The organism is Massilia sp. DJPM01 (assembly GCF_030348125.1).
In the GTDB taxonomy this organism is placed as follows: domain Bacteria; phylum Pseudomonadota; class Gammaproteobacteria; order Burkholderiales; family Burkholderiaceae_D; genus Telluria_A; species Telluria_A frigida.
Map to the genome: position 1 here is coordinate 24,131 of NZ_JAQOZV010000060.1, position 20,899 is coordinate 45,029.

Here is a 20,899-nt window from a genome sequence, read left to right on the forward strand (position 1 = left end):
TCATGAGCCCGTATGCCTCGTCGCTGCTCGAACAGGAAGCGCGCTCCCTGCAAACCAGGCTGGCGCGGGTCCGCCCCTTTGCCCTGATCGAGCCCATGGTACCGGCGGCCGCGCTGCTGCCGTCGGCCCAGGCGGCGCTCGAGCGCTATCTGGTCACGGGGCGGCGCGAGCTGCAGGCGCTGGTCGCGGCCTTCCAGCACTGGCTGGCCGGCGCGCGCGACACCGCCAGCGCGTCCGAGGCGCAGCGCCGCTTCACCTTCTTGCGCCTCAAGTTCAATGCCACGCTGACCCAGTTCGACCTGTTCAACGACGTCATTACGCAGCGCAGCGAGCATGAAAACGGGGTCTGGCTGTCCGGCCTGGACGCGGTCGCGGCCGACGCCCTGTCCCTGCCGGGCGACTATTACCGCCTGCCGCCCGTGGTCTGTTATCTGGACCGAGGGCCGGGCGCGGCGATCCGGCGCGCGCGCACCCGCCTGCCGGGCGGCGGCGAGAACCCGGTGGCGGTGGTGCGGGTGCCGCGCGAACGCATGATCGGCAGCGGCATCGCCTCGTCGCTGATCCACGAGGTCGGACACCAGGGCGCGGCCCTGCTCGACCTGGTCAATTCGCTGCGCCCCGAACTGCAGGCGATGCAGCAAAGCGACCCGGCCCAGCGCGAGGTGTGGCAGTGGTGGGAACGCTGGATTTCCGAGATCGTGGCCGATTTCTGGTCGGTGGCGCGGGTCGGCGTGGTCTCGACCCTGGGCCTGATCGGGGTGGTCAGCCTGCCGCGCGTGTTCGTGTTTCGCCTCAGTCCCGACGATCCCCATCCGATCCCGTGGATCCGCGTGATGCTCAGTTGCGCGATGGGGCAGGCCCTGTATCCGCATCCGCAGTGGGAGCGCCTGGCCAATGTGTGGCACGACTACTACCCGAGCGCCACGCTGGCGCCGGAGACGGTCGACCTGTTGGGGCGGCTGCGGCGCGGCATGCACGACTTTGTCGGGCTGCTGGTGCGGCACCGGCCGGCCGCGCTGCGCGGCAAGACCCTGCCCGAGGTGCTCGATGTGGCGCGGCGCCAGCCGGCCGCGCTCTCCGCCTTGTACCGGCGCTGGGAGGGCGCGCCCGCGCAGATGTACCGCGCGCCGCCGTCGCTGGTGTTCGCGGTGCTGGGCCAGGCGCGCGCCGATGGCCTGGTCGGGCCGGAGGACGAAAACGTCCTGCTGGCCAAACTGCTGACGCACTGGGCGCTGCGCAGCACACTCGATACCAGCTTCCTGTGCGCCTCGCTGGACGCGCGAGCGCCGGCGCTTGCCCGGGCACCTTTGACTTTCCACTAAGGAGATTGACATGAGCAGCAAGAACAATGTGAAGGAAGCCCGCGCGGGGTCGCTCGAGGTGACCGTGCACGAGGCCCAGACCGGCGCGCCGGCGTCGGACGGGATGGTCAGCGTGTATCGCCACCCGGGCGGCGCGGGCAGTTTCGATGCGTCCAGCTGGGCGCCGTCGGGGGCCATGCCGGAGGCGACCGCCGTCACCGGCGGCACAGGGCAGGCCACCATCGCCAACCTGGCGCCGGGCAGTTATGTGGTGGTGTACGAACACTATCCGCTGACCGCTCCGCGCCTGGTGCAGATCGATGGCGGCTGCCGCGCCGTGGTCTGCTTCCAGCTGGAGCTGAAACTGCGGGCCGAACTCAGTTACGAGACGGTCGACTGCCAGTCCAACACCTGCAGCGTGGCGCGCGTGTCGGACCGGGTGGTGGCGACGATCTGCTTTTCCGGCAACCAGTCCGACCTGAAGCCTCATGTGCGCGTCATGCCCGCACCCGGGTGGATCGCGCGCGAGGGCGATCCGTACGTGTTGTCGCGCGTGGTGCGTCATGCCGGGCCGCAGCAGTTCGAGGCGGTGCTGGCATTCGCACGCCGCCCGGTCGTCATCGGCGGCGCTGGCCATGCGGCCGCGGCCGCGGCGCCGGAGCCGGGCATCGCGGCGGAGCCGGGCGCGCCGGCCCTGATCGGCATCCGCCAGGGTTTCGTCGCCGACGAGCGCACGCCGACACCCATATCGGGCAGCATCGGAGTGTCGCTGACGCGCACCGAAACCGAGCCGACCGACGACCTGCCACTGTGGACCCTGATCCGCAACAGTACCGATGCGATGTCGTTCTCGAACTACCTGAACTTCATGGATGCGCTGTTCTGCACTCCGGGCAACCGCGGCCCCGGCTTCGAGGCCAAGAACAAGCTGTTCGAGCAGCTGCGCCAGCGCCGCGCGCTGCCCTTCAACGATTCGGATGCCTACCGCGTGCTGAAAGTGGCGACCGAAGCGTTCGTGATGGTCAACTGCGGGGTCTTGAGCGATCCGATGCGCTTCAACCCGACCGAGGACCAGGCCTACCTGGACCGGCGCGACATTCCCGCCACGCCCGACCTGGAAACCACCTTCAATGCCGATTACCTGGAAGAGACGGTCGACGGCACCAAGGTGCTGCCGTACCTGGCCATCATCCGGCGCAAGCTGCCGGACGTGCCGATCCATCTGCTGCGCGGGCAGGAGGGCGAGGCCGATCTGTGCTTCGGCATCGTCCAGCAAAAGCTGGCCAACCCTTGCCTGCTGGAGCTGATCTGGTCTTACTGGCACGAAGAGGGGATGCTGGTGCAGACCATGAACGCGATCACCCAGCGCTTCCAGAACGTGCGCGCGCTGGGCCGCGACGATCCGCTGGCGAACCTTGAAATCGATCCGCTGCGCCCACTGAATAACCTGATCTGGGGCTACACCCAGGACGAACAGCATCGCCTTACCGTGGTCCGCCGCAATTACGAGTACGACCATCATTACGGCGTGCGCCTCGACGGCAAGGCGGTCCAGCATTTCCGCCCGGCCGACACGCGCTCGAAATTCCTGGAAGCCTTCCACTACCTGCTGCGCCTGTGCACCTCCTTCTACCGCCAGGACGACGACACCACCGTCAAGGCCGACGCCTTCCCGGTCTTGAACGGCCTCAAGGAAGTGCACCTGATCCTGTCGCAGGGCGCGCACAACCAGTTCGGCGACCTGCCGTCGACGGCGCGCATCGAAATGCTGATGCAGCAGTGGATGCTGGCGCGGCCCGAGTTCCGCGAGTTCCTCCCGACCCGCATCATGGTCGCCTATCCGGAACCGTGGATGGACCGGGTGGACGCCATGAAGAAGCTGCAGGGATGGTCGGACACCAGCGTGATGCACTTCCGCAGCCTGGCCATGTTCGGCGAACAGGTACTGCTGTCGGTGCGCTACGGCGCCTGGAGCGATATCTACGAGCCGACCCAGGCCTTCAACTGGGCGCGCTTCTGGCGCCCGCAGATCCAGGGCTACATCCACGCCTACCGCGCCGCCACCGGGGTCGACCTGACGGTCGACGCGCGCGATCCGAAGGCGGAAGGCACCTTGCCCTCGATCCTGCTGCGCCAGCGCCTGGACCAGCAAGCGCGGATGGCGTGAGCAAGCCCGCCACATGCTCGACTTCGCCAACGCCCTGTACCTGGGCCTGCGCCATCCCAGCACCGCGCTGGGCGAGTGGGATGCGCTGACCCTGGGGCGGCCGGCGGCCAGCGGCGAGCCGCCCGGCGCGGCGCAACTGGCGGCGGCGCTGGCGCTGCTGTGCGGCTGCGAGGCGGCGACCCTGCTGCCATCGACCCTGCACCTGTTCTGCGACCTGTTCGAGCTGATGGCGCAGGCCCCGGTGGCGATCCTGGTCGACGGCGCCAGCTACCCGATTGCGCGGGTCGGGGCCGAACGCGTGGCGGCCAGGGGCACGCCGCTCACGGTGTTCGCCCATGCCGACCTGGGCGCGCTGAGGCAGCTGTCCGCCGCGGCGCAGCGCCAGGGCAGGCGTCCGCTGATCCTGGCTGACGGCTACTCGCCCGGCGCGGCCCAGGCGCCGCCGCTGGCAGCCTACGCCGCGCTGGCGCGCGAGGCGGGCGGCTGGCTGGTGCTGGACGACACCCAGGTCATCGGCCTGTTTGGCAGCGGCGGTGGCGGTTCGCTGCGCCGCCACGGCATCGACGGGCCGCATGTGGTGGTCGGCAGTTCGCTGTCGAAGGCCTTCGGCGCGCCGCTGGCGGTGCTGTGCGCCAGCGCGGACCTGGTGCGGCGCTTCGGGCAATCGAGCCAGGCGCGCGTGCATTCCAGCCCGCCGTCGGTGGCCTCGATCCGGGCCGCGCTGGCCGCGCTGCGCATCAACCGCGCGCACGGCGACCAGCTGCGGCGGCGTTTGTGGTGCCGCGTGGCGCAGTGGCGCGCCAGCGCGGCCAGGCATGGCATCGCACTGCGTGCCAGCGCGTTTCCGGTGCAGACGCTGGCGCTGGGACGTCACACCGATGGCGTGGCGCTGCACGCCTGCCTGCGCAGCGCCGGCGTCGATGCGGTGCTGCAGCGGGCGGGCGCGCAGGCCACGCTCAGTTTCATCGTCACGGCGCGCCATGCGCCGCACGACATCGAACGCGCACTGGCGCTGCTGGCGGCCTGCCTGCGCGCGCAGACAGGTTCAGCCGGACACACAAGGAGGGAGCATGAATACGGAATTTGAAATGCTGGAATTCGGGATGGAACAAGAGCGCGGCGCACGCCGTGGGGCGCCGGCGCGCGCGCCACGGCCCCCGATGGGGCGCACTTGGCCGGCCAGGCCGCCAGCGCCGCGCCGGCCGGCGTGGGGCGGCTGGCGCTACCCGGTGCTGGCGCCGTGGCCGGAACCGTATCCGTACCGCGCCCCGCCCGACGACGCGCCGTACGCGCAGGACGACGAGCCGTACGATGAAGTGCCCAAGACCATCCAGCCGGCGCTGCAGCAAATGCCGCCCAAGGAGCGGCCCGTGTACAAGTCCTACGGCTTCCTGCGCGATGCGGTGAACGCCCTCAAGCCCAACGTGGCGGGCCTGTACCTGATCGAGTTCACTTCCGATGGCCGCAAGCGCGCTTACAGCGGCCAGGCCGGCAGTGTGCGGCGCCGCCTCCAGCAGCATCTGCTGTGCGCCACCATGCTGGGACTGGACGTGGCCAAGCATAAGGTGTTCGTGGCCGAATCCACGCTGGACCGCAACGCGCGCCGCGACGTCGAAAAGACCTTGCACAAGAATATGGGTGTCGGTTCAGCCGGCAGCGGCAAGAAAAAACCAGTGCTGACCAACCAGCGCACCGAATTCGAGGCCGAGCTGCTCGGCGAATCCTGGCGCTGACGTTCGCCATCGCTTCATCAATCCAAGGAGATCATCATGCAAGAGTCAGGATGTGCTTGTGCCAAATGCCGCCAGCAGGCCGAAATGGGCGAACTGGAAATGCTCGAATTCGAGGCGCCCGGTCCCTTCGGGGAGCAGGAGGAAATCGCGCTGGCGATGGAACTGATGTCGGTCGCCAGCGAGGAAGAACTCGAACAGTTCCTCGGCAATATGTTCAAGGGAATCTGGAAGGGCGTCAAAAAGGTCGGCTCCGTCATCGGCAAGGTCGCCAAGCCGCTCGGCGGCATGCTCAAGGGCCTGGCCAAGACCGCGCTGCCGTTCGTGGGCAGCGCGCTCGGTTCCTTCATTCCGATTCCGGGCGTGGGCACGGCCATTGGCGGCGCGCTCGGCGGCGCCCTGGCCAAGGCGCTGGAGATGGAGACCGTCGGCCTGGAAGGCGAGGAACGCGAGCTGGAAATGGCGCGCCGTTTCGTGCGCATCGCCGGCACGGCGGCGCAGCAGGCCGGCCTGGCGGGGCAGGGCGCCGATCCGCAGCGCGCCGCGCGCCAGGCGCTCGATGCGGCACTGCGCTGCCACATGCCGCAACTGCGCGAGTCGTCGCCCGCTCGCGGGAGTAGAAGCGGCAATGGCGGCACGTGGCGGCGCCAGGGCGGCGGCCGGATCGTGCTCGATCTATGATCATCGACTGCCACTGCCATGCGGGCGAGGGCGACGGCTTTTCCGGCCCGTGGGACAGCGACGCCGGCCTCGAACGCTACCTGGCGCGGGCACGCCAGGCCGGCATCGCGCGCACGGTGCTCTTGGCCGCGTTCCACTCCGACTATGCGCAGGCCAACCGCAGCGTGGCGCGCATCGTGGCCGCCGACCCGGGCCGCTTCTACGGCTTCGCCTTCGTGCATGCGCAGCGCGACCGCGGGCGGGTGCGCGCCATGGTACGGGTGGCGGTGGAGGAGTACGGCTTCGTGGGCATCAAGCTGCACCGGCACGACGCGCGCATTTCGCGCGAGGTGTGCGAGACCGCGCGCTTCTTCCGCCTGCCGGTGCTGTACGACGTGACGGGCGAGGTGGCGGTGGCCGAACTGCTGGCCAGCCAGTTCCCCGACGTGAACTTCATCCTGCCGCACCTGGGCAGCTTTGCCGACGACTGGAGCGCGCAACTGGCGCTGGTCGACCACCTGGCGCGCCACCGCAACATCCACGCCGACAGCGCCGGGGTGCGCCGCTTCGACCTGCTGGAGATGGCGGTGCGGCGCGCCGGCGCGCACAAGCTGCTGTTCGGCTCCGACGGTCCGTGGCTGCATCCGGGCGTGGAGCTGGCCAAGATCGGCATGCTGGGCCTGGCGCGGGACGACGAGGCGCTGGTGCTGGGCCAAAACCTGCTGCGCCTGATCGGGCATTGAAGCGCGTAGGGCGTCAGTGGGCCTTGGCCCACGCCTTGCGCCGGATTTGCAGCGCGCGGTCGGTCACGCCCAGGCGCAGCGCGGCGCGCTGGTTGTTGTCGCCTTCCTGTTCCAGCACCAGCTGGATCGCGATGTCGGCCGCGGCCTGGCTGATGCGCGCCAGGCCGATGCGCAAATCGATGGCCTCGCGGATCGCGCTCTCGAAGCGCACATCGGGCCAGCAGGCCGCCATGCCGCCACGCGCGGGCCGCTCGTCGGGCGCGAGGTCGCCGATGGTGATCGGGCCCGGGCCGCTGTGGCGGTACCACAGGCGCGCGACGGTCTGGCGCAGTTCGCGCACATTGCCGGGGTATTGGCGCAGCAGCAGGAATTCGCGCACGGCGTCGTCGAATTCGCAGGGCACGCCCGGCCCGGCCAGCAGCGCCAGGAAATGGCGCGCCAGCGGCAGCACGTCCTCGCTGCGTTCGCGCAGGGGCGGGGTGCGGCAGCGCCAAGCGGCGATGCGATGGTACAGGTCGGCCCGGAAGCGCCCGTTGGCCACGTCGTCTTCCAGGCTGCGGTTGGTGGCGCACACCAGCCGGAAGTGCGAATGCTGCCAGGTATTGCTGCCCACCCGTTTATAGCTGTGTTCCTGCAGCACGCGCAGCAATTGCGCTTGCAGCGGCAGCGGCAGTTCGCCCACTTCGTCGAGGAACAGCACGCCGCCGTCGGCCAGCGCGAAGGCGCCGTCGCGCGCGTTGGCGGCCCCGGTAAAGGCGCCGCGCTCGTGGCCGAACAGCTCGCTGCCGGCCAGCTCGGGCGTGAGGGTGGTGCAGTCGAGCACGGTAAGCTCGCCGCGCCCGCCGAGGCGGTGGATCAGTTGCGCAATCTGGTCCTTGCCGGTGCCGGTTTCGCCGGTGATGAGCACCGGCGACTCGGTGAAGGCGGCCACTTCGACCACGCTGTGCACCAGTGCGCGCCAGGCCGGGCTGACCCCGACCAGGCAGTTGCTCACGGCGGGCGAGTCGGCCAGGCGCTGCAGGGCGTCGCGCCGCTCCAGGCGGGCCCGCACCTGGGCGGCGTCGCCGCTGGCGTCGGTCCAGCTGAGCACATCGAAGACGCCGGCGTCCAGCAGGGCCCACATGTCGGCCGTGGCCGGCGCGCGCGCGCCCACGGCAATGGCGAGCACGCTGGCGCCGGCGGCCAGGGGCCGCACCCGCTCCAGCACGGCGCTATCGACGCCATCGATCAAGACCAGGCCGAAGCCGGCCGTCAGGGCGCCGCCCGCTTCCGGCTCCAGCCCGGCCTGTTCCAGCGCCGCCGCCACCTTGGCGCGCACTTCCGCACTGACCGGTTCAAACGCGTGGATCCAGAGTGGGAGGGCCAGTCGGGCTAGCATGCGCGTCATTCTCCCGGTCAAAGAAAGTTGCACAATGTTTGACAAGGCTCAAATGTTCGTTGAGCCCGGATCGATATAAATCACTATACGTGCTCCTATCTGCACAAACTTTGATCTAGCTCAATACTGATTTTGTTGCGCATAAGTTCGCGACATGGCATGGAAAATGCAAACTACCATGCAAGCACGCGCGGGCCGATCAGGGCCCCGACGGCCGCCGGGATCAGCATCCCGAGCAGGTACCAGAAGCCGACGAATACCGCGCTTGCCTCGGGGCAATGCAGGCAGTACACGGCGGCGGCGGCCGCGCCGGCGCCGAATCCGGCGGCCGCGCCTGCCAGTCGCAGGCGGGTGGGCGCCAGGTTGCGCACGACGTGCAGCGCGGCGCCGAACAGGGGCAGCGAGATCAGCGCGATCAGCAGCGGGCAGCTGCGCCAGGTACGGCCCCAGAACAGCTCGGCGCGCAGCTCGGGCGCCGCTTGCCACAGCATCATTGCCGCCAGACACCAGATCAGCACGACCGGCGCGCTCAGCAGCAGCGCTAGCATGGCGGTGCGCGCGCCCGGCGTGGCCAGGCGTTTGAGCGCCAGCGCGCCGGCCGCTGCCAGGGCGAGCGAGAAGGCAAGCTTGGTCCAGAACGGCGCCAGGGTGGCGGCCTGGGCCAGGTCGGCGCGCAGGCCCAGCCCGGCCAGCACGATGAAGGTGCTGGCGAGCAAGCCGGCGGCCAGCGGCAGCAGGGCGGTGCGGGCCGGGGCCGCCTGCACGCGCACGTCCGGGCCGCTGGAGAGCATGTCAATCAACTCATCTGTGTTCATAGCGCATCCTTCAAGAGGGTTGCCAGGGTTTTCAAGCCGCGGTGGACGGACACCTTGACCGCCGCTTCGGTCATTTGCAGGGCGTCGGCCGCTTCGCGCACCGACAGGCCGTCGAGCTTGGTGTAGACGATCGCCTCGCGCTGCTTGACCGGCAGGGTGGCCAGCAGCTTGCCCAGGTCGCGCCGCGCCTCGCCGGCATCGGCGTCGGCGCTGGAAAAGAAAGCGTCTTCGTCGGGCAGCGGCTCGGTCAGGGCGTCGCGGCGCGCATGGCGGCGCATCCAGTCGACCAGCTTGTAGCGGGCAATCGCCACCATCCACGCCGTCAGCGGCACGCCGGTATCGTAACTCAGGCGCTGGTTATGGATCGCCAGCAGCGATTCCTGCACCAGATCTTCGACCTCGTCCGGCCAGCGGTTCAGGCGCCGCCGCAGGAAGGCGCGCAAATGCGACGCCGTCGCCTGCAAGAAGGCGCGGTAGGCCTGGGCGTCGCCATCGAGTCCTTGCAAGAACAGGGCGTGCAAGCGCAATTCCGTGCTGCGCAAGCTGCTTACCTCAGGTATTCGTTCCATCGGGGCCTTTAGTAACAGCGTTTGATCGATATAGATTATTTTGCGACATATTTTTCCTGGGCTGTAACCAATCCCGGGCGCGTTGCGAACTACCTGTCAGTGTCATTCATAAACAGGCAAAGTCCATGAAACCGTTTCCCACCTTCACCGTATTGACAAGGTCCGGCGCCGCGCCGGCATCATATGCCGCTTCTTGCCGCGAAGTCAAAAAGGGTGCGGCCGCCGGGGGCGCGCGATGAGCCGCGATGCGCGCACCATCCATCCGCTCTGGCTGCGCCTGACGCACTGGCTCAATGCGCTCGCCGTGGTGCTGCTGGTCGCCAGCGGCTGGCGCATCTACAACGCGACCGCCTTTCTCGGCTTTGCCATTCCCCCTGGCATCACCCTGGGCGGCTGGCTGGGCGGCGCACTGCAATGGCACTTCGCCGCGATGTGGCTGCTGCTGGCCAACGGCATCCTGTATTTGCTGCTCAACCTGGCCTCGGGACGGCTTCGGCGCCAGTTCTTTCCGATTTCGCCACGCCAGTTACTGCTCGACATGGGCGCTGCGCTGAAAGGCAAGCTGGCCCATGCCGATCCGCGCCGCTACAACAGCGTGCAGCGCCTGGCTTACCTGTTCGTCATGCTCGACAGCATCGTGCTGGTGCTGTCCGGGCTGGTGCTGTGGAAATCGGTGCAGTTTCCCCTGCTGCGCGTGCTGATGGGTGGCTATGAAGGCGCGCGCCTGGTGCATTTTTTTGCGATGGGCGGCCTGTGCGCCTTCATCGTCGTGCACGTGGCGATGGTGGCCCTGGTGCCGCGCACCCTGCTGGCCATGCTGCGCGGCCGCTAACAATCAAGGCTCGGGAGACCTCAATCATGAAACTGTTCAAACCACGCGGCATCGCCATTCCCGCCGAGGGCGCCGCCATGCTGGCCGACGCCGTCAAACGCATCGCCCAGCCATCGCGCCGGGCCTTCCTGGAGCGCAGCCTGACCCTGGGCGGCCTGAGCTTGCTGACGGGTTGCTCCACCGGCGACCAGGACAGCATCGAGCAGGCGCTGACGGGCATCTCGCGCTTCAACGACCGGGTCCAGGGCTTGCTGTTCGATCCGGCGCGGCTGGCGCCAACTTATCCGGCCAGCATGATCACGCGGCCGTTTCCCTTCAATGCCTTTTATGGCGAGGACGAGGTGCGCGAGATCGATGGCGAGGCCTGGCGCCTGGAGCTGAGCGGCATGGTGGCCGACCGCAAGCCGTGGACCCTGGCCCGGCTGCGCGCGCTGCCGCAGCAGGACCAGATCACGCGCCATATCTGCGTGGAAGGCTGGAGCGCGATCGGCAAATGGGGCGGGGTGTCGTTCGGGCATTTCCTGCGCCATGTGGGCGCCGACCTGAGCGCCAAATACGTGGGCTTCCAATGCGCCGACGATTATTTCACGAGCATCGACATGGCCACGGCGCTGCATCCGCAAACCCTGATGGCGCTGACCTACGACGACCAGCCCTTGCCGCCGCGCTACGGCTTTCCGATGAAGCTGCGCATGCCGACCAAGCTCGGCTACAAGAATCCGAAGCATATCCAGGCCATTTTCGTGACCAATACCTACCCTGGCGGCTACTGGGAAAACCAGGGATATAACTGGTTCGGCGGCAGTTGACCGGCCTCCGATCGCTGTCCCGCACCACCCGCAAGCAGTACTTATCCTGTTCACTCACTTTGAAGGAAATACCATGAAAAACGTTACCACCGCCCTGATCGCCGCATGCCTGATGCTGTCCTCTTCCGTGTATGCTCAGGATGCCATGAAGAAGGATGAGATGGCCAAGGATGGCATGGGCAAGGATGCCATGCACAAGCCGGCCATGCAGAAGGATCACATGGCCAAGGATGGCATGAAGAAAGACGCCATGGGCAAGGATGCGATGGCCAAGGATGGCATGAAGAAAGATGCCATGGGCAAGGATGCGATGGCCAAGGATGGCATGAAGAAGGATGGAATGAAAAAAGACGCGATGGCCAAGGATGAGATGAAAAAAGATGCCATGGCCAAGGATGAAATGAAGAAGTAAACGTGGTGCCCGGCCGCAGCGCCGGGCGTTTCCTCCAGGAGGCCGTATGACGCAAGCCATCGCCAGCAGTACCAGCAGCGCCGCGTATGCCTATGGCGCCGCGAAAGCGTCGCCCGTGACCCTGCAAGCGCAATTGCAGCGCTATCAGCAGCAGTTGTCCGACTGCGTCAACTGCGCCAGCGCCGACACGCCGCAAGGCAAATCCGATATCCAGGCGATCGCTGCACGCATCACCCAGGTGCGGCAGCGCATCGACCAGGAAAGCGGCAGTGCCGCCACGCCGGCGGCGGCCACTGCCAGCGCGCCATCCGCCACGGCGGCGACGGTCACTGCCGGCGCACCGTCTGCCACTTCCTCCGGCAATATCATCGACGTCTACGCCTGAATCCGGCCCTGCATGGCCGGATGCAGCGCCGCAGGCGCACTTGCCCGAGCACTTACTTGAGCGGGATGGCTTGTTCCTGTTCGGTGCCCTGGCTGTCCGATTTGCAGATCGCATACACGCTTTGCTTAACAGATGGTGAGCGGCATAAAAAAACCGCCTGCTGTGGAGGCAGGCGGCCTGGGTTTTTCGCACGCCTGCATGCTGCGCACGCGTGCCGTGCGGGCAACTCGGGGGATTTTCCTGAAACGATGTCTTGAGCGACGCCTATTTAAACGGGACGTTCAGTATCACCGTTGGAATCTTGGGGTAGGCGAACCAGCCCACGCCGTTCCTGTTTTTACCGTTCATGCCGCCCGTGCAGGAAAAATCCGGCATCGTGAATGGAACAGCGCGGTTTTGGCCGTCGACGATCACCATCTCGCATCGGGCCGTATTGCCGCGAATAAAGAAGCGCGCTTCGTACGTTGCGCCGGCTTCAGGCAGGAATGTGGCGGTCACGGAACAGCCTGCATTGGCTTGGCCCTGTACCTCGATCGTCGCCAGGTCGAAGGTGAACTCCTTGCCCGCTGCGATTTTCTGGGCCGGCAATTCGTCAAGCTCGTCCATGCCCATGCTGGTGCCGATGCGTCCGCCCGACGGCATGCTGTCGCAGGCTGGATTGGCAAACACGTTTGCCGTTCCGGTACGCATGCGTCCGGCAGAATCGGTGTCGAAGTACATTCCCAGGGACGCGGTCGGCCCCTCGGGCGGTGGCGTATAGGTAACGCAGCCGGTCAAGGCTGCCAGCAGGACGGGCAGGGCACAGGTTTTGGTGGTCATGGCAGATAGCCGGCTGGGCCGGCGGATAATGTTTGGAAAAGCGGGCAAAAACAAGCCGCCGGTGCTTGCGCAGCGGCGGCTTGCGGGCGAATCGATCCGGTACAGGCGCCCTGACGGGCTTTCCTTCCGTCCCCGGACTTACTTCTCCTGGACGGTGAATTCCCCGTATTGCTTCAATTGTTCGGCCACGGCGGCATTATCGCCGACCACGATCACCGATTGCAGTTCCGGGGCGAAATATTTCTTGCCCATCTCGCGCACCTGCGCCGAGGTCACCTTCTGGATCAGCGGCACGTACTGGCCGAGGAATTCCGGCGGCAGGCCGACCAGCCAGTTGTTGGCCAGGGTACCGGCCACGGCGCGCTGCATCTGGTTGCTGATCAGGTAGCCACCGGCCACGTAGCGCTTGTTCATGCTCAGTTCCGCGTCCGGGACCAGCTCGCTGCCGATGCGGGTGTACTCGTGCAGGTATTCCTTGAGCGCCGCGCCGGTCACTTCATTGCGCACATCGGCCCCGCCGACGATGCTGCCGCCGTTGCGGAAGATGCGCGCACCGGCCGAGGCGCCATAGGTGTAGCCCTTTTCCTCGCGCAGGTTGAGGTTCACCCGGCTGCTGAAACCGCCACCGAGGATGGTGCTGGTCAGGCGCAGCGGCACGTAGTCGGTGGCGCTGGCGGCCATGCCGGGGCTGCCCAGGCGCATGGTCGACTGCACACTGCCGTCGCGCTGCAGGATCAGGCGCACCGGCTTGGCGGCCAGGCTCGCGCCCCGGGTGTCGGGCAGGGCAGGGCCGTCCGCCTTCCAGTCGCCGAAGGCGGCCGTGGCCAGCTTGAGCGCCTCGGCGTTGCCGATGCGGCCGGTGATCACCAGCAGGCTGCGGTCGGGGCGGAAGCGCTTGCCGTGCTCGGCGTGCAGCAATTCCGGCGTGACCGAGGTGATCGATGTCACGGTCGGGCTGGTGTTGCCATACGGGTGAGGGCCGAACACCACCTTGTTCAGGGCGCGGTCGGCGCGAAAGCCCGGACTGGTTTCGGACACTTTCAAGCCCTCCAGCGCATTGCCCTTGCCCAGTTCGACTTCCTTCGGCGGGAAGGCCGGCATACGCGCCACTTCGGCCAGCAGTTGCAGCATCGGGCCGGCGTTCGAGGTCAGGGCATTGGCCGAGACCACGATGCCATCGTGGCTGGCGCCGGCGCCGACTTCGCCACCCAGGCCCTGGGCCGCTTCGGCGATGGCGCGCGAGTCGCGCCTGGTACTGCCTTCATTGAGCAGGCCCGCCAGCAGGTTGGCGAAGCCGGGGTGCTCGCTGTCGTCGGCGGCCAGGCCGGCACCGCGCACGGCCAGCACGTAGTCGACGCGCGGCAAGCCCTGGCGCGGCACGACCCACACCTGCAAGCCATTGGACAGGGTTTGCTTGAAGATCTGCGGAATCGGAATCGGTTTGTCCTTGCCGTACGGGGGCAGGGTATTGGCAGTGGCGGCCTTGGCGCTGTCGGCGGCAAAGGCGGCCGGCGCGAACAGCAGGGAAATACTCAGTGCCAGCATCAGTTTTTTCATGGCGGCTCTCCTTAATTCTTGGCGGCGGGTTGGGCGGCGGGCGCCGCGGCGGCGGTCTTGACGACCGGCTTGCGGTCGATGACGGTGCGGTTCGCTTGCGTCAGGTAGGTCTTGGCCACGCGCTGGATGTCTTCCGAGCTCACGCCATCGATCCAGCCAGGGATCTGGTTGACCACGTTGGCGTCGCCCCACAGGGTTTGCAGCTTGGCCAGGGTGTCGGCGCGGTCGATGAAGCTTTCCAGCGTGTTGTACCAGTTGGCCAGCATGCGCGTCTTGACCCGCTTGAGCGTGGCCGCATCGACCCCGCCTGCCACAATCTTCGCGACTTCGTCATCGATACCCTTGAGCATGGCGTCGGCGCTGCTGCTTGGCTTGTACAGCGCGAACACGGTAAACAAGGTCGGGCCGTCGAATTCCCACGGGCTGGTCAGCCCGTACAGGGAGTCGACGTTGAGCGCCACTTCGCGCCCCTTGACCAGGCCCTGGTACAGCACCGAGGCGTCGCCGCCGGCCAGCAGTTCGCCCAGCACCGCCATCGGCGCCAGGTCGCGGCTGCCGCGCGCCGGCATCTTCCAGGCGGCGGCAATGGCCGGCACCTGTGCCAGCGCGTCGCTTTGCTCGATGCGTTTTTCGGCCGTGCCCAGCGGTTCGCTGAAGTCGGTCGTTGGCGGCGTTGGGCGTTTCGGAATGGCGGCGAAGTATTTTTGCGCCAGCGCGAAGCCCTGGGCCGGGGTCACGTCGCCCGAGATCGCCAGCACTGCATTGTTGGGACCGTAGTAATCGCGGTGAAAATTGCGCACGTCGTCCAGGCTGGCGCCCTCCAGGTCCTGGAAGCTGCCGTAGCCGTCGTGGTTGTTTTCCCATTTCTGGAACGCCTGCTGGTTGATGTCGATCCACATGAAGCCGCCGTACGGCTGGTTCTTCACGTTGACGCGGATTTCTTCCTTGACCACGTCCTGCTGGTTCTTGAGGGTTTTTTCGTTGAAGTCGAGCGTTTTCATGCGGTCCGCTTCGAGCCACAGGATCGACTCGATCGACGATACCGGCGCCGTCTCTATATAGTTGGTGAAGTCGGGCCGGGTCGAACCGTTGTTGCGCCCGCCGCCGCCGGTGATGGCCTTGTCGAACACGCCCTTGGGCGCGTTCGGCGTACCCTGGAACATCAGGTGCTCGAACAGGTGGGCGAAGCCGGTGCGGTTTTTCGGTTCCAGCCGCATGCCCACGTGGTACACCACGCTCACGCCGACGGTGGGCGAGGTATGGTCGGGCGAGACGATCACGGTCAGGCCGTTATCGAGCTTCTTGACGTTGACGGGGATGTTCCAGCTGTCGCTGGCGGCCGCAAAAGCGGTCAGCGACAGGGAAAGTCCGGCGATGAGAACGGGGAGTTGGCGCATGCGCATGAAAGACCTCATGATAAAAACCTGGGAAACGACCTTGGCCGCAGGGGCGGGACCCGCTGCATGGCGAAGTATCTTAACGTACGTTGGTTTTTAAACAAACATATGCATGCGAAAAAAAACCGTCGTAGCGCGAAGCTACGACGGTTTTATGCAGGGCGCGTGAGTGCTTACGCTGCCAGTGCGGCGGCTGCTGCCTTTTTGTTGCGGCGGCGAGCGGTGAAGCCCAGCAGGCCGAGGCCGGCCAGCATCATGGCATAGGTTTCTGGCTCAGGTACTGGTGCCAGGGCGATGTTGGCCGAGTAGCGGCCCGATGCGTTCGACAGGATGCTGCCTTTGACCTGGATGGTGTAGGCGCCAGCGCTCAGGCTGGCGGTCGACAGCGACCATTGGTCGGTCGCGCCGGTCGACAGCAAGGTGCCGCCGAACAGGGTACCAGTGCTGTCGATCAGGTTGAAACCGGTGATGTCCAGGCCATTCTTGGCGTTGCCGGTGATCGACAGGACGCCAGCGGCGAATTCGCCAGCCTGGGACAGGGTGAAGCTGTAGTTGTCAACAAAGGTATTGCCTTTGTTGCCGCCAGTGAAGAAGCCATCGGCTTCAGCGAAGTTGTCTACCAGTTCCAGGGTCGAGTTATTGACGATTTCGACAGCGGATGCGTGGCTCGACACGAGTGCAGCGGATGCCAGCGCGATGGCCGACAGGAAAACTTTGGATTTTTTCATCATAAAACACCTATTAAAGTTGCCTTTTGTTAAGGCCGGATTGGGGCTTGAATCGCGTGTGTGGACGCGAGGGCCCAATCTAACATCGGCATGTGACAGTAGTAAGGATGAGGCCGCCTCTTTACATTTCGTTGCAATTTGCTAAACAGAACGTTTAGTTGATATGAAAACCCTATGACAAATCCATCTTCATAGTGAAGAGCTCGCTTAAAGTCTGCTGCACAGCACCATTTGTGTTTATATCATTTCTGTTTGTAGTCCTATTCCTACAAGAAGACGAGAAATTTAGGAAGGTTGGCTTTAAGTAAATCCTAAGTTGCCGCACTGTTGAGCTAGCTCAACACCCAGGTTTCGCATCATGCTGGTGTGCGGCTCGCCGTCTTGGTGCTGCGCCTGTGCTGTATTGCGCTACTTTGGTGAGGCGGACCGCCGACATGGCCCGCGCAGCTGGCACGGAACCTGCAACTGATTCCTTGCCCGGATGGCGAAGTCGCCGCCGGCATGAAGAAGGAGAGCACCATGTTGGAAGATGCGAGCACCGTGGAACGCCCGCGCGACGATGGCTTTGATGGCGTCAAGCTGTCGGGCGACGTTTTTGGCGCGCTGATCAATCTGTCGGGCCGGCGCCGCTTCACGTCGCAGCGGGTGGTCCTGTACGCGGTGCTGGCCTCGATGGGCCACGAGGGCGCGGCCGCCACCGCGCGCGCGACGCTGGCGCTGTTTCGCGACGCCCACCTCACCCTGGTCGAAGGCAAGGGCGGCCTGCCGGGCGTGTTCTGCGCCCAGCTGCGCGACGCCTATTTCGGCGTGCTGCAGGGCGACCGCGTGATCCGCGATTTCATTGCCCTGGCCGAATCGACCCTCGACGCCATCGTCGGCGAAGGCCGCGGCGCACCCGCGCTGCTCGACGAGCTGGTGCGCAGCGCCACGTCCCTGCTGAGCGTGCTCAACGGCCTGACCCTGGTGTATGAGGAACAATCGAAGCGCCACGCGCAATTGCAAAAGCGCCAGCTCCAGGTAATGATGGGCGATATCAAGACCATCGCCAAGCAGGCCCGCATGGTCGCCTTCAACGCCCAGATCGTCGCCGCGCGCGCCGGCCAGGCCGGCAAGGAGTTTTCCGTGGTGGCCAGCAGCATGACCTTGATCACCGGCGAAATCGACGACCTGGTGCACCAGGCGCTGAACGGCGCGCTGGCCAGCTGAGACCGGGCGGGGAGGGCGTCAGCGCGCCAGGCGCTGGCCCAGCCACTTGCCCAGGCACAGCAAGGTCAAGGTCGGCGGCAAGCCCCACGGCCCCGGAATGACCGAGGCGTCGCACACATGCAGGCCGGGTACGCCGGCTTGCAGCTCGCCGTCGACGCCGTCGCCGATGGGCACGCTGCCGCCCGGATGCGCGGCAAAATGGCGGCTCTTGAACACGTGGCTGGCGCCGCAGGCGGCCAGGATCGCACGCGCCATGGCTTCGCCCTGGCCGAATTTGGCGCGCTCGGCCGGGTGCAGCGTCTTGTCGACCCAGCGCGGCCCCACCGCGCCGCCAGCCTGGTCGCCGATCTTGACCATGATCGACAGCGTGCGGCGATGCGCGAACAGGCGGTCGAAGCGCCCGGCCTGGGCCGTGAAGCCCTGGTACATCGGCTTGGGCAAGGTCATGTCGGCCAGCGAAATGCCGGCCTCGTCCAGTCGCATGCCGGCCGCCATCGGCACCTCGGCACCGCCATCGAGGCCGTCCACGCTACCCATCAGGGCGATCACCGGATCGCTGAACAGGCTGCTGTTTTGCGCCCGCAAGCCGCTCTGGTGCAGCAGGCGCGGGCTGCCGACCCCGCCGCCGGCCAGGATCACCAGCGGCGCCAGCGCTTGCTGGAGTTTTCCGCCGCGTACATACTCCACGCCCGCCGCCTCGCCGTGCATCAGCAGTACGCGCGTGGCGCGCGCCGCGTCGATCAAGATGGCGCCGTGGCGGCAAGCCTCGTCGATGAAGTCGCGCGCGCTCCACTTGGCCCCGAACGGGCAGCCATAGGCGCAGCGCCAGCAAGCGCTGCGGCACAGCTGCGGGCGGATCATCTTGTCGAGCTTTTGCCAATCCATGCCCAGCGTGCGGGCGCCCTGCATGATGCGGGTGGCCATCGGGCCGACCAGCGCATCGGGAAGCGGCCCGATCGGCAGTTCGGCGCGCAGCGCGCGCAGGGCCGGCGCCAGGTCGATGCCGTGCGCGGCGAAGCGCGCCAGGGGCGGATCGGCGGCGGTGGCAAAATTGATGCTGGAGCTGCCGCCGGCGTTGATGCCCTGGACCAGCAGCGAGCCGTCGCGGTGGATGAAGGCGCCCTTGCCGGGAATGGCGGCGATGCGCGCCATCTGGCCCAGCGTGCCGCTGAGCGGGGCGGCGCTGCCTTGTTCAAGGATCAGCACGCGCAGGCCGCGGCTGGCCAGTTCGCGCGCCACGCTGGCGCCGCCGGGGCCGCTGCCGACGACGATCGCGTCGTGCGAGGGCGTGCCGCGCGCGGCGGACGAGGGGGCGGGGGAGTCGGACATGGGCCCGAGTATCGGCCGCCGTGGCGGGCGCGTCAATCGCAATGCGTTCCATCGCGCCGATTTGTGCGAACAGGTGGCGAAAAATGCAGTTCGTCGCAATCCGCTGGAAGCGCGCGCGGCGCGTGGTTAAAGTTACACCATACCGCCACGTCATCGAACCCAAGCCAAGGAGCGCATCATGAACATCGCCAAACACATGGAAGCCATCTTTCTTGCCGTTGTCGCCGTGATCGGCGCCACCACCTTCGCCACGGCCGGTGATGCGCCCCAGCGCAGCGCACCGGAGGTGGCCGCTGTCGGCGCTGCCGGCGGCGCCGCGATGCCGGTGGTGGTCGTCAGTGCGCGCCGCCTGAGCGCCGCTGAAAAGGCGCAGTTGCCACAATAAGCTGGAAGGCCAGCCTGCTTGCTGGTAGTGTATGTACCGGCCGGCCGGACCGGCACCGATAAGAAGATCTGGAGACGCGCAATGAATCAGTTTTTCCACGCCGGCGCACTGGCGGCAGCCTTGTGCACGCTGTTTGCCCCGGCCAGCGCCGCCTCGGACGGGAATGTCACCGAAACGCGCATGGTCGACGCCAGGGCGCAGCGGGTCAGGCTCGACGGCGCCATCGATTTGCGCCTGCGCCAGGGGGCCGTGCCCAGCCTGGTCATCAGCGGCGACCAGCGCCTGGTGCGCTCCATCACCACCGAGCAGGATGGCGACACGCTGTCCATCGGCAGCGAAGGGCGCGGCAGCAGCGTGCGCGCCGAACTGACCCTGCCGAGCCTGCGTGAAGTGGCCTCCGAAAGCATCGGCTGGACCGATGTCAGCGGTTTTTCGGGCGACGAGCTGGAGCTGTCGCTGGAAGGGGCCGGTTCGATGAAGGTCAATTGCAATTACCGCCTCGTCAGCGCCAGCCTGGGCGGGGTGGGCAGCCTGAACCTGCAGGGCGTTGCCAGCGAGGGCGTGGAGCTGGTGCTGCGCGGGGCGGGGTATGCGACCCTGAGCGGCGGCGCCAAGTGGCTCAAGGCCAATCTGGGTGGGCTCGGCGGCCTCGACGCGCAGCACTTCCAGGTCGACAGCGTGACTCTCGACTTGAACGGGCTGGGCAATGCGGCGGTGACGGCGCGCCAGAGCGCGACCTTGCGCCTGAGCGGGCTCGGTTCGGTGACGGTGTACGGCAAGCCGCCCAACCGCAGCGTCAGCGTCGACGGCCTTGGCAAAGTCAGCTGGAAATAACCGTCATGGCTTTCACATGAGACGGACGACTGGATCAACAGGACGGGCAAGCCGTTCCTGGTGCGATACGCGAACCATGAAAAAATTATTCGTTGCGATGATCGTCGCACTTGGCCTGCACGGCAGCGCGCTGGCCGGCTTTACCGAAGGCGCCAACGCCTACAATGCGCGCGACTACACGCGCGCGCTCAAAGAAGTCGCGCCGCTGGCGCGGGCGGGGCATATGGAGGCCCAGCATTTGCTCGGCCTCATGTATTACATGGGGCGCGGAGTGGCGCGCGACTACAAGCAAGCCATGCTGTGGCACCGCAAGGCGGCCGCGCAGGGCAAGGCCGATGCGCAGTATGTAGTGGGGGCGATGTACTACACCGGCAATGCGGTGCCGCTCGATCACAAGGAAGCGATCGCGTGGTTCCGCAAGGCGGCCGAGCAGGGCCACGCGGAGGCGCAGCATGCGCTGGGGTTGATGTACCGGTATCACGCGGCGGGCATGCCGCAGGATAAGGTGCTGGCGTATATGTTGTGGAACCTGGCGGCGGCTGGCGGCAATGCGAATGCAACCGAGCAGAGGGCGGCGATTGCCAAGCGCATGACGCAGGAGCAGATCGACGAGGCGCAGGCGCTGTCGCGCGCATGGCGTCCGGGGACGCCATTGCCGAGGCAGTCGCGTAGCGGGGGAGGGGCGGGGTAAATCGCGCCGCCGTCGCCTCCCACCGGTCGTTCCCATCCCCACCGTCGTTCCCACCCCACCGTCGTTCCCGCGCCAAGGCGGCACTCGGCGGGAGCCCAAGTTCGTAGGTAAGCCAGTGACTACAGCACGAACTTGGGTTGCCGTGGGGGCGC

General features: G+C 66.7%; 22 protein-coding genes. 14 read left to right on the plus strand and 8 right to left on the minus strand.

Annotated features, from left to right (window positions below):
* The first annotated feature begins 2 nt into the window (after positions 1-2).
* The 6 genes from PO883_RS28235 to PO883_RS28260 are packed head-to-tail and all read left to right on the plus strand — an operon-like array spanning position 3 to position 6,601.
* Complete coding sequence (locus tag PO883_RS28235) at positions 3-1,322, plus strand: hypothetical protein (protein WP_289312721.1); 1,320 nt, start codon at positions 3-5, stop codon at positions 1,320-1,322.
* Between the two features lie 10 nt (positions 1,323-1,332).
* Positions 1,333-3,468 carry an 8-amino-7-oxononanoate synthase gene (locus PO883_RS28240; RefSeq protein ID WP_289312722.1) on the plus strand — a complete coding sequence of 712 codons (2,136 nt, stop codon included), beginning with the start codon at positions 1,333-1,335 and terminating at the stop codon, positions 3,466-3,468.
* A 13-nt stretch (positions 3,469-3,481) separates the two neighbouring features.
* Complete coding sequence (locus PO883_RS28245; RefSeq protein ID WP_289312723.1) at positions 3,482-4,555, plus strand: aminotransferase class I/II-fold pyridoxal phosphate-dependent enzyme; 1,074 nt, start codon at positions 3,482-3,484, stop codon at positions 4,553-4,555.
* Positions 4,539-5,201 (plus strand): hypothetical protein, encoded by a 663-nt coding sequence (locus PO883_RS28250; RefSeq protein WP_289312724.1) that lies wholly within the window; start codon positions 4,539-4,541, stop codon positions 5,199-5,201. Before PO883_RS28245 ends, PO883_RS28250 begins: the two co-directional genes overlap by 17 nt.
* A 36-nt stretch (positions 5,202-5,237) precedes the next feature.
* Complete coding sequence (locus tag PO883_RS28255) at positions 5,238-5,879, plus strand: hypothetical protein (protein WP_289312725.1); 642 nt, start codon at positions 5,238-5,240, stop codon at positions 5,877-5,879.
* A complete protein-coding gene (locus PO883_RS28260) occupies positions 5,876-6,601 on the plus strand; it encodes an amidohydrolase family protein (RefSeq protein ID WP_289312726.1) in 726 nt (241 codons plus the stop codon). The genes PO883_RS28255 and PO883_RS28260 overlap by 4 nt, the downstream gene beginning before the upstream one ends.
* Before the next feature lie 13 nt (positions 6,602-6,614).
* On the opposite strand, the gene PO883_RS28265 is transcribed toward PO883_RS28260, so the two are convergent.
* The 3 genes from PO883_RS28265 to PO883_RS28275 form a co-directional block, all read right to left on the minus strand.
* On the minus strand, positions 6,615-7,979 hold the full coding sequence (locus tag PO883_RS28265) for a sigma-54 dependent transcriptional regulator (RefSeq protein WP_289312727.1): 1,365 nt from the start codon (positions 7,977-7,979) through the stop codon (positions 6,615-6,617).
* Between the two features lie 173 nt (positions 7,980-8,152).
* Positions 8,153-8,794: a DUF1109 domain-containing protein gene (locus PO883_RS28270; protein ID WP_289312728.1), complete on the minus strand. Its 642-nt coding sequence runs from the start codon at positions 8,792-8,794 to the stop codon at positions 8,153-8,155.
* Positions 8,791-9,363, minus strand: a complete 573-nt coding sequence (locus PO883_RS28275; RefSeq protein WP_289312729.1) for a sigma-70 family RNA polymerase sigma factor — start codon at positions 9,361-9,363, stop codon at positions 8,791-8,793. The genes PO883_RS28270 and PO883_RS28275 overlap by 4 nt, the downstream gene beginning before the upstream one ends.
* Before the next feature lie 235 nt (positions 9,364-9,598).
* Here PO883_RS28275 and PO883_RS28280 point away from each other — a divergent pair, with 235 nt between their 5' ends.
* From PO883_RS28280 to PO883_RS28295, 4 genes are all read left to right on the plus strand, one after another.
* On the plus strand, positions 9,599-10,195 hold the full coding sequence (locus tag PO883_RS28280) for a cytochrome b/b6 domain-containing protein (RefSeq protein ID WP_289312730.1): 597 nt from the start codon (positions 9,599-9,601) through the stop codon (positions 10,193-10,195).
* Between the two features lie 26 nt (positions 10,196-10,221).
* On the plus strand, positions 10,222-11,004 hold the full coding sequence (locus PO883_RS28285) for a molybdopterin-dependent oxidoreductase (protein WP_289312731.1): 783 nt from the start codon (positions 10,222-10,224) through the stop codon (positions 11,002-11,004).
* A gap of 73 nt (positions 11,005-11,077) precedes the next feature.
* The gene (locus PO883_RS28290) at positions 11,078-11,416 is read left to right on the plus strand and encodes a pentapeptide MXKDX repeat protein (protein WP_289312732.1); all 339 of its coding nucleotides are present in this window, start codon (positions 11,078-11,080) and stop codon (positions 11,414-11,416) included.
* 46 nt (positions 11,417-11,462) lie between these two features.
* Positions 11,463-11,801 carry a hypothetical protein gene (locus PO883_RS28295; RefSeq protein WP_289312733.1) on the plus strand — a complete coding sequence of 113 codons (339 nt, stop codon included), beginning with the start codon at positions 11,463-11,465 and terminating at the stop codon, positions 11,799-11,801.
* 264 nt (positions 11,802-12,065) lie between these two features.
* Here PO883_RS28295 and PO883_RS28300 read toward each other — a convergent pair whose 3' ends face one another.
* From PO883_RS28300 to PO883_RS28315, 4 genes are all read right to left on the minus strand, one after another.
* Positions 12,066-12,620, minus strand: coding sequence for a hypothetical protein (locus PO883_RS28300; protein WP_289312734.1), 555 nt, complete (start codon positions 12,618-12,620; stop codon positions 12,066-12,068).
* Positions 12,621-12,758: 138 nt separating this feature from the next.
* The gene (locus tag PO883_RS28305; protein ID WP_289312735.1) at positions 12,759-14,177 is read right to left on the minus strand and encodes a pitrilysin family protein; all 1,419 of its coding nucleotides are present in this window, start codon (positions 14,175-14,177) and stop codon (positions 12,759-12,761) included.
* A gap of 11 nt (positions 14,178-14,188) precedes the next feature.
* The gene (locus tag PO883_RS28310; protein WP_289312736.1) at positions 14,189-15,580 is read right to left on the minus strand and encodes a pitrilysin family protein; all 1,392 of its coding nucleotides are present in this window, start codon (positions 15,578-15,580) and stop codon (positions 14,189-14,191) included.
* A 167-nt stretch (positions 15,581-15,747) separates the two neighbouring features.
* Positions 15,748-16,305, minus strand: a complete 558-nt coding sequence (locus PO883_RS28315) for an FxDxF family PEP-CTERM protein (protein WP_289312737.1) — start codon at positions 16,303-16,305, stop codon at positions 15,748-15,750.
* Between the two features lie 516 nt (positions 16,306-16,821).
* On the opposite strand from PO883_RS28315, the gene PO883_RS28320 reads away from it, so the two are divergent.
* On the plus strand, positions 16,822-17,508 hold the full coding sequence (locus tag PO883_RS28320) for a methyl-accepting chemotaxis protein (RefSeq protein WP_289312738.1): 687 nt from the start codon (positions 16,822-16,824) through the stop codon (positions 17,506-17,508).
* An 18-nt stretch (positions 17,509-17,526) separates the two neighbouring features.
* Here PO883_RS28320 and PO883_RS28325 read toward each other — a convergent pair whose 3' ends face one another.
* On the minus strand, positions 17,527-18,837 hold the full coding sequence (locus PO883_RS28325) for a GMC family oxidoreductase N-terminal domain-containing protein (protein WP_289312739.1): 1,311 nt from the start codon (positions 18,835-18,837) through the stop codon (positions 17,527-17,529).
* A 178-nt stretch (positions 18,838-19,015) separates the two neighbouring features.
* Between PO883_RS28325 and PO883_RS28330 the strand changes: the two genes are divergently transcribed.
* The 3 genes from PO883_RS28330 (at position 19,016) to PO883_RS28340 (ending at position 20,747) form a co-directional block, all read left to right on the plus strand.
* Positions 19,016-19,222: a hypothetical protein gene (locus PO883_RS28330; RefSeq protein WP_289312740.1), complete on the plus strand. Its 207-nt coding sequence runs from the start codon at positions 19,016-19,018 to the stop codon at positions 19,220-19,222.
* An 81-nt stretch (positions 19,223-19,303) separates the two neighbouring features.
* The gene (locus tag PO883_RS28335) at positions 19,304-20,056 is read left to right on the plus strand and encodes a GIN domain-containing protein (protein ID WP_289312741.1); all 753 of its coding nucleotides are present in this window, start codon (positions 19,304-19,306) and stop codon (positions 20,054-20,056) included.
* 76 nt (positions 20,057-20,132) lie between these two features.
* Positions 20,133-20,747, plus strand: coding sequence for a tetratricopeptide repeat protein (locus PO883_RS28340; RefSeq protein ID WP_167085085.1), 615 nt, complete (start codon positions 20,133-20,135; stop codon positions 20,745-20,747).
* The last annotated feature ends 152 nt before the right edge of the window (positions 20,748-20,899 follow it).